At 64.8% G+C, this 16,321-nt stretch carries 14 protein-coding genes; 8 read left to right on the forward strand and 6 right to left on the reverse strand.

What is annotated here, in order from left to right; translation table 11 throughout:
- Positions 1–75 precede the first annotated feature (75 nt).
- The 4 genes from deoC (at position 76) to D3242_RS21620 (ending at position 5,531) form a co-directional block, all read left to right on the forward strand.
- A complete protein-coding gene (gene deoC, locus D3242_RS21605) occupies positions 76–1,131 on the forward strand; it encodes a deoxyribose-phosphate aldolase (RefSeq protein ID WP_038651093.1) in 1,056 nt (351 codons plus the stop codon).
- A 67-nt stretch (positions 1,132–1,198) separates the two neighbouring features.
- Positions 1,199–3,571: an aldehyde dehydrogenase family protein gene (locus D3242_RS21610; RefSeq protein ID WP_064985321.1), complete on the forward strand. Its 2,373-nt coding sequence runs from the start codon at positions 1,199–1,201 to the stop codon at positions 3,569–3,571.
- 189 nt (positions 3,572–3,760) lie between these two features.
- A complete protein-coding gene (locus D3242_RS21615) occupies positions 3,761–4,492 on the forward strand; it encodes an SDR family oxidoreductase (RefSeq protein ID WP_019862384.1) in 732 nt (243 codons plus the stop codon).
- Positions 4,493–4,685: 193 nt separating this feature from the next.
- Entirely contained in the window at positions 4,686–5,531 is an 846-nt protein-coding gene (locus D3242_RS21620) for a fumarylacetoacetate hydrolase family protein (RefSeq protein WP_019862383.1), read from the forward strand.
- Between the two features lie 180 nt (positions 5,532–5,711).
- Here the strand turns inward: D3242_RS21620 and D3242_RS21625 are convergent, their stop codons facing one another.
- The 6 genes from D3242_RS21625 to D3242_RS21655 form a co-directional block, all read right to left on the reverse strand.
- Positions 5,712–6,710, reverse strand: coding sequence for an ABC transporter ATP-binding protein (locus D3242_RS21625; protein WP_064985322.1), 999 nt, complete (start codon positions 6,708–6,710; stop codon positions 5,712–5,714).
- A gap of 16 nt (positions 6,711–6,726) precedes the next feature.
- Complete coding sequence (locus D3242_RS21630) at positions 6,727–7,788, reverse strand: Gfo/Idh/MocA family protein (protein WP_064985323.1); 1,062 nt, start codon at positions 7,786–7,788, stop codon at positions 6,727–6,729.
- Positions 7,785–8,624: a carbohydrate ABC transporter permease gene (locus tag D3242_RS21635; protein ID WP_010912697.1), complete on the reverse strand. Its 840-nt coding sequence runs from the start codon at positions 8,622–8,624 to the stop codon at positions 7,785–7,787. The genes D3242_RS21630 and D3242_RS21635 overlap by 4 nt, the downstream gene beginning before the upstream one ends.
- Before the next feature lie 227 nt (positions 8,625–8,851).
- The gene (locus D3242_RS21645; RefSeq protein ID WP_064985324.1) at positions 8,852–9,781 is read right to left on the reverse strand and encodes a carbohydrate ABC transporter permease; all 930 of its coding nucleotides are present in this window, start codon (positions 9,779–9,781) and stop codon (positions 8,852–8,854) included.
- 252 nt (positions 9,782–10,033) lie between these two features.
- Positions 10,034–11,293, reverse strand: a complete 1,260-nt coding sequence (locus D3242_RS21650; RefSeq protein WP_064985325.1) for an ABC transporter substrate-binding protein — start codon at positions 11,291–11,293, stop codon at positions 10,034–10,036.
- 2 nt (positions 11,294–11,295) lie between these two features.
- Positions 11,296–12,255 (reverse strand): N-acetylmuramic acid 6-phosphate etherase, encoded by a 960-nt coding sequence (locus D3242_RS21655; protein WP_064985326.1) that lies wholly within the window; start codon positions 12,253–12,255, stop codon positions 11,296–11,298.
- Between the two features lie 198 nt (positions 12,256–12,453).
- Here D3242_RS21655 and D3242_RS21660 point away from each other — a divergent pair, with 198 nt between their 5' ends.
- From D3242_RS21660 to nagA, 4 genes are read left to right on the forward strand one after another with little or no spacing between them, the layout of a single operon-like run.
- On the forward strand, positions 12,454–13,335 hold the full coding sequence (locus tag D3242_RS21660; RefSeq protein ID WP_064985327.1) for a glucosamine kinase nucleotide-binding domain-containing protein: 882 nt from the start codon (positions 12,454–12,456) through the stop codon (positions 13,333–13,335).
- Complete coding sequence (locus D3242_RS21665; RefSeq protein ID WP_019862377.1) at positions 13,332–14,114, forward strand: GntR family transcriptional regulator; 783 nt, start codon at positions 13,332–13,334, stop codon at positions 14,112–14,114. Before D3242_RS21660 ends, D3242_RS21665 begins: the two co-directional genes overlap by 4 nt.
- Complete coding sequence (locus D3242_RS21670; protein WP_019862376.1) at positions 14,111–15,145, forward strand: SIS domain-containing protein; 1,035 nt, start codon at positions 14,111–14,113, stop codon at positions 15,143–15,145. The genes D3242_RS21665 and D3242_RS21670 overlap by 4 nt, the downstream gene beginning before the upstream one ends.
- Positions 15,142–16,314: an N-acetylglucosamine-6-phosphate deacetylase gene (gene nagA, locus D3242_RS21675; protein ID WP_064985328.1), complete on the forward strand. Its 1,173-nt coding sequence runs from the start codon at positions 15,142–15,144 to the stop codon at positions 16,312–16,314. The genes D3242_RS21670 and nagA overlap by 4 nt, the downstream gene beginning before the upstream one ends.
- Positions 16,315–16,321 lie beyond the last annotated feature (7 nt).

The raw sequence follows: 16,321 nt of genomic DNA on the forward strand, positions 1-16,321 counted from the left end.
GCATCGGACCGACAGGCTTGTGGCCTCGGTCCAAACGATCGTGTAAGTATCGCCCTAAACGAGAAAGGGCAGGAAATGAGCAACACGATCCGCGAAGCCGAGCCTGGCACCAGCGCGTCCAAGGTGACGCCGCTGCCGGCCCGCGCCGCCGCCAACACCCCCGTACCGCTGGACCATCGCATCGCGCGCAATCCCGGCATGAAACTCGACCTCGGCTTCATGGAATCGGTGCGCAGCGTCAACCGTTCGGCGCTGGAACGGCGCGTCGCCAGCCTGACCAAACGGCGTTCGATCAAGGCCGACAACCAGGCGGCCTGGCTGCTGCGCGCCGTCGCCTGCATGGATCTGACGACGCTGAACTCCAACGACACCGAGGAGCGCGTGCGCCGGCTCTGCGCCAAGGCGATCAACCCGTTCCGCCGCGACATCGTCGAAGGCCTCGGCATTGCGGGTGAAACCATCCGGCCGGCTGCCGTCTGCGTCTACCATCCCTTCGTCGCCACGGCCGTCGATGCCGTGCGCGGCACCGGCATTCATGTCGCGGCCGTCTCCACCGCCTTTCCGCATGGCCTGGCGCCCCTGTCGACCCGGCTGCAGGAAATCGAGGCTTCGGTGCGCGACGGCGCCGACGAGATCGACGTCGTCATTCCGCGCGGACTGGTGTTCGGCGCCAAGTGGCGGGAGCTCTACAACGAGATCGTCTCGATGCGCGCCGCCTGCGGCGACGCGCATCTGAAGGTGATTCTGGGCACCGGTGACCTCGCCACTTTGCGCAACGTCATGCTGGCCTCGATGGTGGCGATGATGGCGGGCGCCGATTTCATCAAGACCTCGACCGGCAAGGAAAGCGTCAACGCGACGCTGCCCGTTGGCCTTGCCATGGTGCGCGCCATCAGGGCCTATTTCGAGGAAACCGGCTATCTCATCGGCTTCAAGCCGGCCGGCGGCATTTCCACCGCCAAGGCCTCGCTCGACTGGCTGGTGCTGATGAAGGAAGAACTCGGCCGGCCATGGCTGGAACCGGAACTGTTCCGCTTCGGCGCGTCGAGCCTTTTGACCGACATCGAGCGGCAGCTCGAGCATCATCTGACCGGTCACTATTCGGCCAATCACCGCCACGCAATGGCTTGAGCACCCACCCCGATCGGCTTCGCCGGTCGACCCTCCCCGCAAGGGGGAGGGTGAAGGAGGCACCCCCATGAATATTCTCGACCGCTATCATGCCATGGAATACGGCCCGGCGCCGGAAGCCCGCAACGAGGCCGATGCGTGGCTTGCCGCGCGCGATTTCGGCAAGGCGCTGTTCATCGACGGTGCCTGGAAGGCCGCTTCCGGCGGCAAGACCTTCGACACCAGCGAGCCGTCTTCCGGCAAGCTGCTGGCCAAGGTCTCCGACGCCAGTGCCGCCGACATCGACGCAGCGGTTGCGGCCGCCACCAAGGCGTTGCCGAAATGGAGCGCCAGTTCAGGCTACGCCAGGGCAAAGGTGCTCTACGCCATCGGCCGCGCCATGCAGCGGCATCAGCGCCTGTTCGCGGTGCTGGAATCGATCGACAACGGCAAGCCGATCCGCGAAAGCCGCGACATCGACGTGCCCCTGGCGATCCGCCATTTCATCCATCATGCCGGCTGGGCGCAAGCGCTGGACAAGGATTTTCCCGGCCACAAGGGCGTCGGTGTCGTCGGTCAGATCATACCGTGGAATTTCCCGCTGCTGATGCTGGCCTGGAAGATCGCACCGGCACTGGCCGCCGGCTGCACGGTGGTGCTGAAGCCTGCCGAATTCACGCCGCTCACCGCCATCCTGTTCGCCGAAATCTGCGAGCGTGCCGGCGTGCCGAAGGGCGTCGTCAACATCGTGCAGGGCGGCCCAGAGGCGGGCGCGGCCATCGTCAACCATCCCGGCATCCAGAAGATCGCCTTCACCGGCTCGTCGGAAGTCGGCAAGATCATCAGGAAAGCCACCGCCGGGTCGGGCAAAAAACTGTCGCTGGAGCTCGGCGGCAAGTCGGCCTTCATCGTCTTCGAGGATGCCGATCTCGACAGCGCCGTGGAAGGCCTGGTCGACGGCATCTGGTTCAACCAGGGCCAGGTCTGCTGCGCCGGGTCGCGGCTCCTGGTACAGGAAGGCATCGCCGAGGCCTTGATCGCCAAGGTCAAGACGCGGATGAGCCGGCTGCGCGTCGGCAGCCCGCTCGACAAGAACACCGATATCGGCCCGCTGGTCGACTTGACCCAGCTTGACCGCGTCAAAGGCCTGGTCGCCGAAGGCGCCAGGCAGGGCGCCGTCTGCTGGCAGCCGGACGCAGCACTGCCGTCTTCCGGCTACTACCATCTGCCGACACTCGCCACCGGCGTTTCGCCGGCTAATATCCTGGCGCAGGAAGAGGTGTTTGGACCGGTTCTGGCGACCATGACCTTCCGCAACACCGAGGAAGCGATCGAGCTTGCCAACAACACGCGCTATGGGCTCGCGGCGAGCGTGTGGAGCGAGAACGTCAACCTCGCCTTGCACGTGGCGCCGCAATTGAAGGCCGGCGTGGTCTGGGTCAACGGCACCAACATGTTCGACGCCGCTTGCGGCTTCGGCGGCTACCGCGAGAGCGGCTTCGGCCGCGAGGGCGGGCGCGAAGGCATGTTCGAATATCTCGCGGCAAAGCTGCCGCTCGGACCGGTCATCAAGCCGGCGGTGGTCTCCGCGCAGCCCGTCGAGCAGGCTGACGGCGCGGCCATCGACCGCACCGCAAAACTGTTCATCGGCGGCAAGCAAATTCGGCCCGATAGCAATTATTCGCTGGCTGTCGCCACCGCCAAGGGCAAGCTGGCCGGCGAAGTCGGCTTTGGCAACCGCAAGGACATCCGTGACGCCGTCGCCGCCGCACGCGCCTGCAAGGGCTGGCCGGAAGCCACCGCCTATAACCGCTCCCAGGTGCTGTATTACCTGGCGGAGAATCTTTCCGGCCGCGCCGGCGAATTCGCCGCCCGTCTCAGTGAGCTGACCGGCGCCAACGCCAAGGCCGCGCGGGAAGAGGTAGAGCAATCCATCGAAAGGCTGTTTCTCTATGCCGGCCTCGCCGACAAGTTCGAGGGGCGCGTGCACCAACCGCCGGCCCGCGCCGTGACGCTGGCGCTGCATGAGCCGGTCGGCGTCGTCGGCATCGTCGCGCCGGATGCCTCGCCGCTGCTCGGCCTGATCTCGCTGATCGCGCCGGCGCTGGCCATGGGCAATACGGTGGTCGCGGTGCCTTCGGAACGCTATCCGCTGCTCGCCACCGATCTCTATCAGGTCATCGAATATTCCGACGTTCCGGCCGGCGCGATCAACATTGTCACCGGCCGCACGGCGGAACTTGCCGGCGTGCTGGCCAAGCATGACGATGTCGACGGGCTCTGGGTGTTCGCCGACGCCGAGACCTGCGCCAAGGCGGAGGTCGAATCCATCGGCAACCTCAAGCGCGTCTGGAGCGGCAATGGCCGCAGCCTCGACTGGGCATCCGACGAGGCGGCCGGCGATGCTTTCCTGCGCCGCGCCGTCGAGGTGAAGAATGTCTGGGTGCCTTACGGCGACTGACATTTCCAGACTGTCGCAATGGTGATCGTGTTCGGGCTTGACGCCCGGACACATGTTCTTTAACGAGAAAAAACATCTTTATCAGTGAACTGGCTGCGACACAGGCCGCACAATCGAGCCTGACTGGCACATGACGCCTTGGCCGGCCGCCGATAAAGGCAGTTGACCCAAGCAGGCGAGGAAAGAAGCATGGCGGATCTGGCAGGCAAGGTGGTTGTCATCACGGCGGCGGCGCAAGGCATCGGCAAGGCGAGCGCGCTGGCCTTCGCCAAGACTGGAGCCACCGTCCACGCCACCGACATCAACGAGACGCTTCTCGCCGAACTCGCCAAGACGCCAGGGATCAAGACCCGCAAGCTCGATGTGCTCAACGACGAGGCGGTCAACGCCGCCTTCGCCGAGATCGGCCGCGTCGACGTGCTGTTCAACTGCGCCGGCTTCGTCCATTCCGGCTCGATCCTGGAGATGAAGGATGGCGATCTCGATTTCGCCTTCAACCTCAATGTCCGCGCCATGATCCGCACCATCAGGGCCGTGCTGCCCGGTATGCTGGAGCGCGGCGACGGATCGATCGTCAACATGTCTTCGGTCGCCGGCGCCGGCAAAGGCGTGCCGAACCGCTTTGCCTATGGCGTTACCAAGGCCGCTGTCATCGGCCTGACCAAGGCGATTGCCGCCGACTATGTCGGCAAGGGCATACGCTGCAACGCCATCTGCCCCGGCACGGTCGAGAGCCCGTCGCTGCAGGACCGCATGCATGCGCAAGGCGACTACGAAGCCGCCCGCGCCGCCTTCATCGCCCGCCAGCCGATGGGCCGGCTCGGTACGCCGGAGGAAATCGCCGATCTCGCCGTCTATCTGGCCGGCGCAACCTACACGTCCGGACAGGCCTATAATATCGACGGCGGCTGGTCGATCTGAGATCGGGCTGCGCCCTAACGTTTGCCGCGGATCGGGAAGTCTGAAATTCCGGCGCGCCGGCCCGCCCAACAGCTGTCCGAGCTTGCCCGGGAAGAGGTCGATGGGTACGGTCCGCCCGGCTCCTCGGGGAGCCATCGCCTCGGGCGGAGAGTTTGCAAAAGGTCGCGAGGCCGCAACCAGGAGAAGGATTTAGATGAAACTGCTGCGCTATGGCGAGGTGGGGAGCGAACGCCCCGGCCTGCTCGATGCGGATGGAACGATCCGCGATCTCTCCGCCCATGTCGCCGACATTGCCGGCACCACGCTTCATCCGGCCTCGCTGGAGATGCTGGGCAAGCTTGATCCGAAGTCGCTGCCGGTGGTTTCCGGCAAGCCTCGCCTCGGCGCCTGCGTTGGCGGCACCGGAAAATTCATCTGCATCGGCCTCAACTACTCCGACCACGCCGCCGAAACCGGCGCCACCGTGCCGCCGGAACCGATCATCTTCATGAAGGCAAGCTCGGCCATTGTCGGTCCGGATGACGACGTGCTGATCCCGCGCGGCTCTGAAAAGACCGACTGGGAAGTCGAGCTCGCCGTGGTTATCGGCAAGACGGCAAAGTATGTCAGCGAAGCCGATGCGCTGGATTATGTCGCCGGCTACGCCGTTGCGCATGACGTCTCCGAGCGTGCTTTCCAGGCCGAGCGCCAGGGCCAGTGGACCAAGGGCAAGAGCTGCGACACGTTCGGCCCGACCGGCCCGTGGCTGGTGACCAAGGACGAAGTCGCCGATCCGCAGAACCTGAAGATGTGGCTGACCGTCAACGGCAAGACCATGCAGAACGGCTCGACCAAGACCATGGTCTACGGCGTCAAATATCTGGTGTCCTATCTTAGCCAGTTCATGTCGCTGCATCCCGGCGACATCATTTCGACAGGTACCCCGCCCGGCGTTGGGCTGGGCATGAAACCGCCGGTGTTCCTCAGGGCTGGCGATGTGGTGGAACTGGGCATCGAGGGCCTGGGCCAGCAGAAGCAGACGTTCAAGGCTGATTTGTAGGCGGCGGCTCCTGACCTTCTCCCCTCGCGGGAGAAGGTGGCCTCGCGAAGCGAGTCGGATGAGGGGTGCTCCAGGGAACGCCGACGCCTCACTTCGCTGGAGCACCCCTTATCCGTCTCGGCGCTGCGCGCCGATCCACCTTCCCCCACAAGGGGGGGGAAGGAAGAGCGCGGTCCCGCGCTACTTGATCGTCTTCCCATCCGCGCCAAATCTATACGTCCTCGCCGGATCCGGCGTCGCATAGAGCGTCGCGCCCGGCTCGGCGTCATAGACGCCGAAAATCCGCACCGTAATCAGTCCGGCCTTCTCGCAATCGAGATAAAGATTGGTGTCGGCGCCGAGATGCTCGGCATGCACCACCGTGCCCTTCCAGCTGCCTGACTTCGGATCGACGGTCAGATGTTCCGGCCGCACGCCGATGGTCTTGGCCGTCTCGCCGAGGCGCGCGCCGTCGATGAAGTTCATCTTCGGCGAGCCGATGAAGCCGGCGACGAATTCGTTCGCCGGTGAATTGTAGAGCTCCATCGGGCCGCCGATCTGCTCGATCCTGCCGGCGTTCAGCACGACGATCTTGTCGGCCAAGGTCATCGCCTCTACCTGGTCGTGGGTGACGTAGATCATCGTCGCCTTCAGCCGGCGGTGCAACTGCGCGATCTCAAGCCGGGTGTTGACGCGCAGTGCCGCATCAAGGTTCGACAGCGGCTCGTCGAAGAGGAACAGTTTGGGTTCGCGCACCACGGCGCGGCCAATGGCGACGCGCTGGCGCTGGCCGCCGGAGAGTTCGGCCGGGCGCCGTTCCAGATAGGGCTCCAGCGACAGCATGGACGAGGCGATGCCGATGCGGCGGTCGATCTCGGCTGCCGGCGTGCCGGCCTGTTTCAGGCCGAGGCCCATATTGTTCTTCACCGTCAGATGCGGGTAGAGCGCATAGGTCTGGAAGACCATGGCAATACCGCGCTTGGCCGGCGGCGTGACGGAGACGTCCTGACCGTCGATGACCACGCGGCCCGAGGTCGAATCCTCCAGCCCGGCGATGACCCTTAGCAAGGTCGACTTACCGCAGCCCGACGGGCCGACGAAGACGACGAATTCGCCATCGGTCACTTCGAGGTTGATGCCCTTCAGCACCTCGACCGGCCCGAAGGCCTTCTTCACATTCTCGATCTTCAGCGAGCCCACAATATTGTTCCTAGCTTTAGAGTTTGACGGCTGCGCCGCTGCGCACGCTCTCGTCGGCGGCAAGGCAGACGGCGAGCGACTTGACCGCGTCGTCCATGTGGCGGGTGAGATCCATGTCCTCGCGGATCGCCTTCAGCACGAAGGCCTGTTCGAGATCGCAGAGGTCCTGGTGGCCGGGTTCGCCTGCCATGGACAGCATCTCGTCCGCCTTGACAAACTTGCCGTCCGGGCCGGTCGCCGCACTGTGCAGCCGGATGGTCGAGGTCTTGGTATGGGTGTCGATGTCGTCGGACTTCACACCTTCCTTCATGACGATCGACACGCAGCCATTCGGCGAGATGACGTCCTTCACGAAGAAGGCGGTTTCGGAAATCATCGGCCCCCAGCCGGCTTCGTACCAGCCGACCGAGCCGTCATCGAACAGCACCTGCAAGTGGCCGTAATTGTACATGGTCGGCGCGACCTCCTGCGTCAGCCGCACGCCCATGCCGCGCACCTCGACCGGCCTGGCATCGGTGATCTGCAGCATGACGTCGAGATAGTGGACGCCGCAGTCGACGATCGGCGAGGTCGTCTGCATCAGCTGCTTGTGCGTCTCCCAGGTAGGGCCTGCGGATTGCTGGTTGAGGTTCATGCGGAAGACGTAGGGGCCGCCGAGCTTGCGCGCCTCGGCGATCAGCCTGATCCAGGACGGGTGGTGGCGCAAGATATAGCCGATCACCAGTTTCTTGCCGTTGGCCTTGGCGGCCGCGACGACACGTTTGGCGTCGGCCACCGTCGTTGCCAGCGGCTTTTCGACGAAGACATGGCAGCCGGCCTCGAGCGCCTTCACCGCATAGTCGGCATGGCTGTCGGAATAGGTGGCGACGCAGGCGACATCGGGCTTTTCGTCGCGCAGCGCCTCGTCGAAAGACCGCCTGATGCCATAGGCTGACAGGCCGTCCGGCAGCGGTACGTCGGAGCGGTTGACGAGGGCTGCGATCTCGAAGCCCGGATTGGTGTGATAGGCCAGCGCATGGCTGCGGCCCATATTGCCGAGCCCGGCGACGACGACGCGAAGAGGCTTTTGCGAACTCACTTGACGGCTCCCGACGTAATGCCGCGGATCAGCTGCCGCGAGAAGATGACGTAGAGGATCAGCACCGGCATGATCGCCAGCGAGAGTGCGGCCAGGATGGCGTTCCAGTTGGTGACGAACTGGCCGAGGAAGAGCTGCGCGCCGAGCGTCACCGTCTTGGTCTCTTCCGACGGCGCCAGGATCAGCGGAAACCACAGATCGTTCCAGATCGGGATCATGGTGAAGACGGCGACCGTCGCCATCGAAGGCCGCACCAGCGGGAGCACCAGCCGGAAGAAGATGGTGTATTCCGATAGGCCGTCGATGCGGCCGGCATTCTTCAAATCGTCGGACACCTGCTTCATGAATTCCGACAGGATGAAGACGGCGAGCGGCAGGCCTTGCGCGGTGTAGACCAGGATCAGCGCCGTCAGCGTGTTGACCAGCCCGCTCGCCACCATCAATTGCAGGATGGCGACGGTACCCAGCCGGATCGGGATCATGATGCCGAGCGCCAGATAGAGTCCCATCAGCGAATTGCCACGGAAGCGGTATTCCGACAGCGCAAATGCCGCCATGGCGCCGAACAAAAGCACGAAGAACAGCGAGGCGACGGTGACGACGAGGCTGTTCTGGAAATAGTGGATGAAGTCGCCCTGGCCGATGACGGTGGTGTAGCCGATCAGGTCGAAGGTTTTTGGCGTCGGCGGCGTCAGCGGCGCGCCGAAAATGCCGGCGCGGGACTTGAACGAATTCATGATGACAAGGATCACCGGAAACAGCGCGATCGCCGTGTAGGTCAAAAGGATCGCGTGAGCGCCGATGGTGCGGGGCAGCGAACGGGTAGCGGTGCTCATTGGAAGGTCTCCTGGACAATCGCGATCCGTGAGGTCGGCGCCCAGGCACCCCCCTCTGCCCTGCCGGGCATCTCCCCCGCAAGGGGGGAGATTGGCAGCTTTTGCGTTGCCGCACGTCTTGCAACGCTGGAGATTGGCGAAGGCCGAAATGACATCCGATCTCCCCCCTTGCGGGGGAGATGGCCGGCAGGCCAGAGGGGGGTGTTCAGCCGTAACATATCCACCCCTCAGAACTGGTAGCGACGCAGGCGCGTCTGGACGAGGAAGAGGTAGACGCAGACGCCGCCGAGGATGATCAGGAACATCATCGTGGCGATCGCCGCCCCCATATTGGGATCGCCGACCTGCAGCTGGAAGCCGAAGAAGGCGCGGTAGAGGAAGGTGCCGAGAATGTCGGTCGAATAGTTCGGTCCGGCGAGCGCGCCTTGCGCGGTGTAGATCAGGTCGAAGGCGTTGAAATTGCCGACGAAGGTGAGGATCGAGATGATGCCGATCGACGGCAGGATCAGCGGCAGCTTGATCTTCCAGAATTGCGACATGCCGGTGATGCCGTCGCATTCGGCGGCCTCGATCACCTCTTCGGGAATCGACAGCAGGGCGGCGTAGATCAGCATCATCGGGATGCCGACGAACTGCCACACCGAGATCAGGCTGAGCGCGGTCAGCGCGTACTGCTCCTTGCCGAGCCAGGGCGTGAACAGGCTTTTCAGGCCGATAAGGTCCATCATATGCGGCGCCACGCCCCACAGCGGCGACAGGATCAGCTTCCAGGCGAAGCCGACGATGACGAAGGACAGGATGGTCGGCACGAAGATCGCCGTGCGGTAGAAGGCCGCGAATCTAAGCCTCGGGCTGGACAAGAGGGCGGCCAGCATGACGCCGATCGGGTTCTGCACCAGCATATGGATGATGAAGAACCAGACATTGTTGCGCAGCGCATTCCAGAAATTCACCGACCAGTTGGGGTCGCCGAACAGGGTGCGGAAATTGTCCAGACCGACAAAGACCTGGTGCTGCTCGATGTTGCGGAACAGCGAGAGCTGCAGCGTGCCGGCAAGCGGCAGGATCATGATCGCCGTATAGACGAGCACGGCCGGCGCCAGGAAGATGGCGATGTGCCAGCGAAACGGTCTTTTCGGGCTGATATCTGCGGCCATGAGTTCGGTTCCCGCCGTCTCTCGGTTCCAGACGATGTTGTTGCTAGATGATGCCTCGATGCACGGCCCCGACGTCCTTGCCCGGTGCGGCAAGAACAAAGGCCTCGACTGATCAGCTAGCGTTCCCCAAGACGAGCAAGGGTAAGGCCGCGAGGCGGTGCCGACAATCGCTATCTGAACGGACTTATTCTGAAGGCCAGGGTATCCGGAACCGGCCAGGCATGCGCCCGGCCGGCTCCGTTGCCTGAGCTCTTACTTCCCCGGCTTATACCAGCTGTCGAGACCGGTCTGCAGCTTCTTGGCCGCGGCTTCCGGCGTGTCGGTGCCGTTGATGACGTTGGCCGATTCAACCCAGGTCTCGTTCTCGAGGTTCGGCGTGCCGCGCGACAGGATCTGGTAGGTCGAGCGGATCGTCGACTTGCACTTGCCGCGCCAGGAGACGAATTCCTGCGCCAGCGGGTCCGCCATCTTCACCGGCGAGGAATTCAGGCTGAAGAAGCCCGGCAGCGCGTTGGCGTAGATGGTGGCGAAGTCCGGCGAGGCCACCCAGGACAGGAAGGTCTTGGCCGCGTCGGCATGCTTGGAGGCTGCATTCAGACCCATGCCGATATCGGTATGGTCGGAGATGTAGCAGGTGTCGCCGGCCTTCTCGACCGGTGGCGGGAAGGCGCCCATCTTGAACTGGGCCTGGGTGTTGAACAGGCCGATCTCCCACGAGCCGGCCGGGTAGATGGCGGCGCGGCCGAGCGTGAACAGGTTCTGGCTGTCCGGATAGGTCTGCGCCTCGAAACCGTCGCCGAGGTAAGGCTTCCACTTGGCCAGCTCCTCATAGGGCGCGACCCAGTCCTTGTCGGTCAGCTTCTGCGTGCCCTTGATCAGCGCGGCGCGGCCGTCCTCGCCCTTCCAGTAGTTGGGGCCGATATTTTGGTAGCCCATGGTCGCGGCTTCCCAGAGGTCCTTGGTGCCCATCGCCATCGGGATGTAGGTGCCGTCTGCCTTGATCTTGTCGAGCGCGGCGAAGAACTCGTCGCGGGTCGTCGGCACCTTGATGCCGAGCTTGTCGAAGGCGTCCTTGTTGTAGATGAAGCCGTGGATGACGGACGCCATCGGCACGCAGAAGCTCGCCTTGCCGTCATCGGTCTGCCAGGCGGACTTGGCGACCGGCGAGAAGTTCTCCATGCCGGGCAGCGCCGAGAGATCGGCGAGGTTGCCCTTCTTGTAGAGCTCGAGCGACTTGTCGAAGGGGCGGCAGGTGATCAGGTCGCCCGCCGAGCCGGCGGCGAGCTTGGCGCCGAGGGCTGCGTCATATTCGGTCGGAGCCGATGGCGCGAACACCACCTTGATGCCGGGATTCTTGGCTTCGAAGGCCGGGATCAGCTTGTCCTTCCAGATGGCAAGGTCGTCGCCGCGCCAGCTTTCGATGTTGAGCGTTACGTCCTCGGCATGAGCCAACCCGGCCGAGCCGAGAATGCTGGTGCCCAGAAGCAGTGCCGTCAGTAATTTCGTTGTCATGCTCAGTCTCCCTGTTGACCTTTTTCAGGTTCGGTTTTGATGAGAACAGAGGTTTTAGGCCCCTTGCTCCCCTCGATCGCGGAAAGCGCCGGTCGCAGCTTCTGGCCGGTTCCTTCCAGCAGTTTCTCCGCCGCATCGGCGCTGTCGGCGCCGGCGGCGAGCAGAATGGCGGTCTTGACCGCGCCGCCGCTCTTTTCGAGCAGCCGGGCGGCTTCGTCCCTGTCGCGCCCGCTGAGGGCGGCGACGATGCGCGCGGCGCGGTCGCGCAGCTTGATGTTGTCGGCCATGAGATTGACCATGTAGCCGTCATGGACATGGCCGAGATGGACGGCGGTCAGCGTCGACAGCATGTTGAGCGCGATCTTCTGGGCGGTACCGGCCCCCATGCGCGTCGAGCCGGCGATCACTTCCGGCGGCGTTTCCAAGAGGATGGCGGTTTCCGCCTGACGCAGCAGCGCCGAGCCCCGGTTGTTGGCGATGCCGATGGTGGCCGCGCCACGGCGCCGGGCGTCCTCGATGGCGCGCACCGCATAGGGCGTGGTGCCGCTGGCGGAAAGGGCGATCAGGCAATCGCCGGCGCCGATGCCGGCCTTGGCGACCGCCGCCGCGGCTTCCTCCGTATCGTCCTCGGGGCCGCCGGCCAGCGTCTTGAAGGCCTCGTCGCCGCCGGCGATCAGGATGGCGATGCGGTCGCGCTGGATGCCGAAAGTGCCGGGAAGCTCCAGGGCGTCGGCCAAAGCCATCAGGCCGGAACTGCCGGCCGCGGCATACGCAAGCTTGCCGCCGCCGTTCAACCGGCTGGCGATGATCTCGGCTGCCCGAGCGATGGCGGGGATGGCGTTGTGGACGGCCTTGGCGGCTTCGATCTGCGCATCGGCCAGCGAAACAAGGATGGCTTCCGGAGCCTGGATATCCAGCCCCTCGGCATTCCTGTGAAGCGCTTCGGTGCGCGTTTCAGCCATCCGTGTTCCTCCAATACCAGAACAATACCAAAAAAATACCACTTGTCCACACGCATTAACGAAATCGCGGAGAGGAAATCGTTCAGCCGACGAAATGTTCAGGATTTTCAATAAAATACGGCTTAATCTTTTTGAAACGGAAATTAACTCTTGGCTATTGGTATTTTATTGGTATTATCCGCCCGGAGGAGAAATCGCGTGAAATTCGTGCTCGGTATCGATGGCGGCGGCACCAGCTGCAGGGCCGCCCTGGCAACGGTTGAAGGTTCGGTCATCGGCCGTGCCAAAAGCGGCGCCGCCAACATCCGCACCGACCTCACCGGCGCGCGCTCGAACATTGTCGACGCCGCGCGGCAAGCCTTCATCGCCGCCGGGAAGGATCCCGAACTCATCCCGCAAACACCGGCCATTCTCGGCCTTGCCGGTGCCAATGTCGGCACCTACCGGCAGCAGCTCGAAGCCATCCTGCCGTTCAGCACAAGCCGTGTCGAGACCGATGCCGAGATCGCGCTCGAAGGGGCCGTCGGCTCCGGTGACGGCGCCATGGCCATCCTCGGCACCGGCACCGCCTATATGGCGCGCAAGGATGGCACGTCGCGCGCCATCGGCGGCTGGGGCTTCCAGGTCGGCGACCAGGGCAGCGGCGCCCGCATCGGCCGCGACCTCCTGGAGCAGACGCTGCTTGCCCATGACGGCGTGCGCGCGGCTTCGCCGCTGACCGACACCATGATGGCCATCTTCCGCAACAATCCCGAGGACGTGGTCGAATTCACCACCAATGCCAAGCCCGGCGATTTCGGCGGCTTCGCGCCGAAAGTGTTCGAGCATGCGCAAAAGGGCGATGCCGTCGCCAACTGGATCGTCGACAAGGCGGTCGGCGATGTCGAGGCGTCACTCGGCGCGCTCGGCCTTTCGGACGATGCGCCGCTTTGCCTGCTCGGCGGGCTGGCGCCGCTCTACGCGCCGCGCCTGTCGGCGCGCTACCGGGCACTGCTCAAGCCGCCGCTCGACGATGCGCTGGGCGGCGCGGTGCAGATGGCGGTCCGGCTTTTCGCCAGACCGGTGGAGGCGGCGCGATGAATGACGCCGCCGACCAGATCTTTGCCACGCTGAAGCAGTCCGCGCAAAGCGGCGCGCCGCTCTATCTGCAGCTGCGCAAAAGCATCGAGGACGCCGTCAATCGCGGCCTGATCGGCCCGGGCGACGCGCTGCCTTCCGAACGCGACATCGCCACCAAGGCCGACATTTCGCGCGTCACCGTGCGCAAGGCGGTGCAGGATCTGGTCAAGGGCGGCATCCTCGTGCAGCGCCACGGCTCCGGCACTTTCGTGGCGCCGCGCATGGAGCGCGTCGAGCAATCGCTGTCGCGGCTGACCTCGTTTACCGAAGACATGGCGCGGCGCGGCATGGCGGTGCGTTCGGCATGGCTGGACCGCGGCCTCTACGCGCCCTCGCCCGACGAGATGATGGTGCTTGGCCTGTCATCGAGCGAACTGGTGGCGCGCGTGGCGCGACTGCGCATCGCCAACGACACGCCGCTGGCGATCGAACGCGCCTCGCTGTCAGCGAGCGTGCTGCCCGACCCAGCTGGTATCGGCTCCTCGCTCTATACGGCGCTGGAATTGACCGGCAACCGCCCGGTACGGGCGGTGCAGCGCATCTCGGCCGCCAATCTCGGCGACAGCGATGCGCGTCTGCTCGAAGTGCCGCCCGGTATCGCCGGCCTGCATATCGAACGCATTTCCTATCTGGCGAGCGGCAAGGTGATCGAATTCACCCGCTCCATCTACCGGGGCGACGCCTATGATTTCGTTGCCGAACTGCGGCTGACAGGGCCGAGCGAAGAGGGCCGACCATGATCTCCAACACCACCCATATGCAGCGCGAGATCGAGGAGATCCCTGAGGCCGTCGCCCGGCTGCTCGACGGCTCCGGCGCCGTGCTCGCCGAGGCCGGGCGCGGTATCAAGGAGCGCGACCCGCATTTCGTCGTCACCGTGGCGCGCGGGTCGTCCGACCATGCGGCCACCTTCATGAAATATGCCGTGGAGCTGACCGCGGGCCTTGCCGTCGCTTCGGTCGGTCCGTCCATTGCCTCGATCTATGGCCGCAAGCTGAGGCTCGACGGCTCGGCGTGTCTCACGATCTCGCAGTCGGGCAAGAGCCCCGACATCGTCGCCATGGCCGAAACCGCCCGCGCCGGCGGCGCGCTGACCATCGCCATCACCAACACCGCCGACTCGCCGCTGGCGCGCGCCTCGGACTATGCGATCGACATCCTTGCCGGCCCGGAGCGCAGCGTCGCGGCGACCAAGACCTTCGTCAATTCCGCCGTCGCCGGTCTTGCGTTGATGGCGCATTCCACCGGCGACGAAGCTCTTCTGGCAGCACTGGCCCGTTTGCCAGAGCATTTCGGCAAGGCGATCGCCTGCGACTGGATGAGCGTGCTGGCCGAAACCATCGAGAAGCAGAAATCGCTGTTCATCCTTGGCCGCGGCCCGTCGGCGGCGATGGCCAACGAGGCGGCGCTGAAGTTCAAGGAAACCTGCGGCATGCATGCCGAGGCCTATAGCGCGGCCGAAGTCATGCATGGCCCGCTGGCGCTGATCGGTCCCGATTTTCCGGTGCTGGCGCTGGCCGCGCGCGATGCGTCAGAACCGTCCATCACTGAGGCGGCCGACGGGCTGGCGGCCAAGGGTGCGCCGGTGTTCGTCACCTCAGCGCTTGCCAACCGCGCCACCCGCCTGCCGCATGTCGCCACCGGTCACCCGCTGACCGATCCGCTGACGCTGATCGTTTCGTTCTACGTGTTCGTCGAGGCCTTCGCGCGCCATCGCGGCCTCGATCCAGACACGCCGCGCAATCTTCGCAAGGTGACGGAGACCGTATGAGCGACCGTTTTGCCCTGACTGGCGCCCGCATTTTCGACGGCGACGACTGGCATGAAGGCCACGCCCTAGTCGTGCGCGACGGCCTGGTCGAGGCGATTTTACCCACCGGCGCCCTTCCCTCGGATATCCGCGCCGCCGACACCGGCGGCGGCATGCTGGTGCCGGGCTTCGTCGACATCCAGGTCAATGGCGGCGGCGGCGTCATGCTCAACGACCACCCCGATGTCGCCTCGATCGAAACCATCTGCCGGGCGCATGCGCCGTTCGGCACGACGGCGCTGCTGCCGACGCTCATCACCGACACGCCCGCGATCACCGCTGCCGCCATCGCCGCTGGCGAGGCCGCCGCGCTGCAAAAGGTGCCGGGCTTCCTCGGCCTGCATCTCGAAGGCCCGCATCTGTCGATCGCGCGCAAGGGCGCGCATGATCCGGCGCTGATCCGGCCGATGACGGATGCCGACCAGGCAATGCTGATCGCGGCGCGGCCGAAACTACCGGTGCTGCTCACCACGATCGCACCGGAATCCGTCGATCCGGCGCGCGTTGCGGCCTTGGCCAAGGCCGGCATCATCGTCAGCCTCGGCCATTCCGACACGGGTTATGCCACGGCAAAAGCCTTTGCCGATGCGGGTGCCGGCGTGGTCACCCATCTGTTCAATGCGATGAGCCAGATCGGCAACCGCGAGCCTGGCCTCGTCGGCGCGGCCGTCAACATCGGCACATTGTCAGCCGGACTGATCGCCGACGGCATCCACGTCCATCCAGCCAGCATCCGGATCGCGCTCGACGCCAAGCAGGGGCCGGGCAAGATCGTGCTGGTCACCGATGCGATGGCAACGATCGGCACCGACATGACCTCGTTCACGCTCAACGGCCGCACCATCTACCGCAAGGACGGGAGCCTGCGGCTTGCCGACGGCACGCTGGCCGGCGCCGATCTCGACATGATCTCGGCTGTGCGGTTCATGCACGATGTCGTCGGTGTCGATCTGTCCGAGGCCTTGCGCATGGCCTCGCTCTATCCGGCGCAGGCGATCGGCCAGTCGCACCGGCTTGGCCGTCTGGCCAACGGCACGGCGGCCGACATCGTTGCGCTGTCGGACGATCTTGGCATAGGAAGCGTCTGGATCGGCGGCGACAAGGTGTTCGAGGCCGGCGCTTCACGCTAAAGGCGGG

Source organism: Mesorhizobium jarvisii, from assembly GCF_003601985.1.
Taxonomy (GTDB): domain Bacteria; phylum Pseudomonadota; class Alphaproteobacteria; order Rhizobiales; family Rhizobiaceae; genus Mesorhizobium; species Mesorhizobium jarvisii.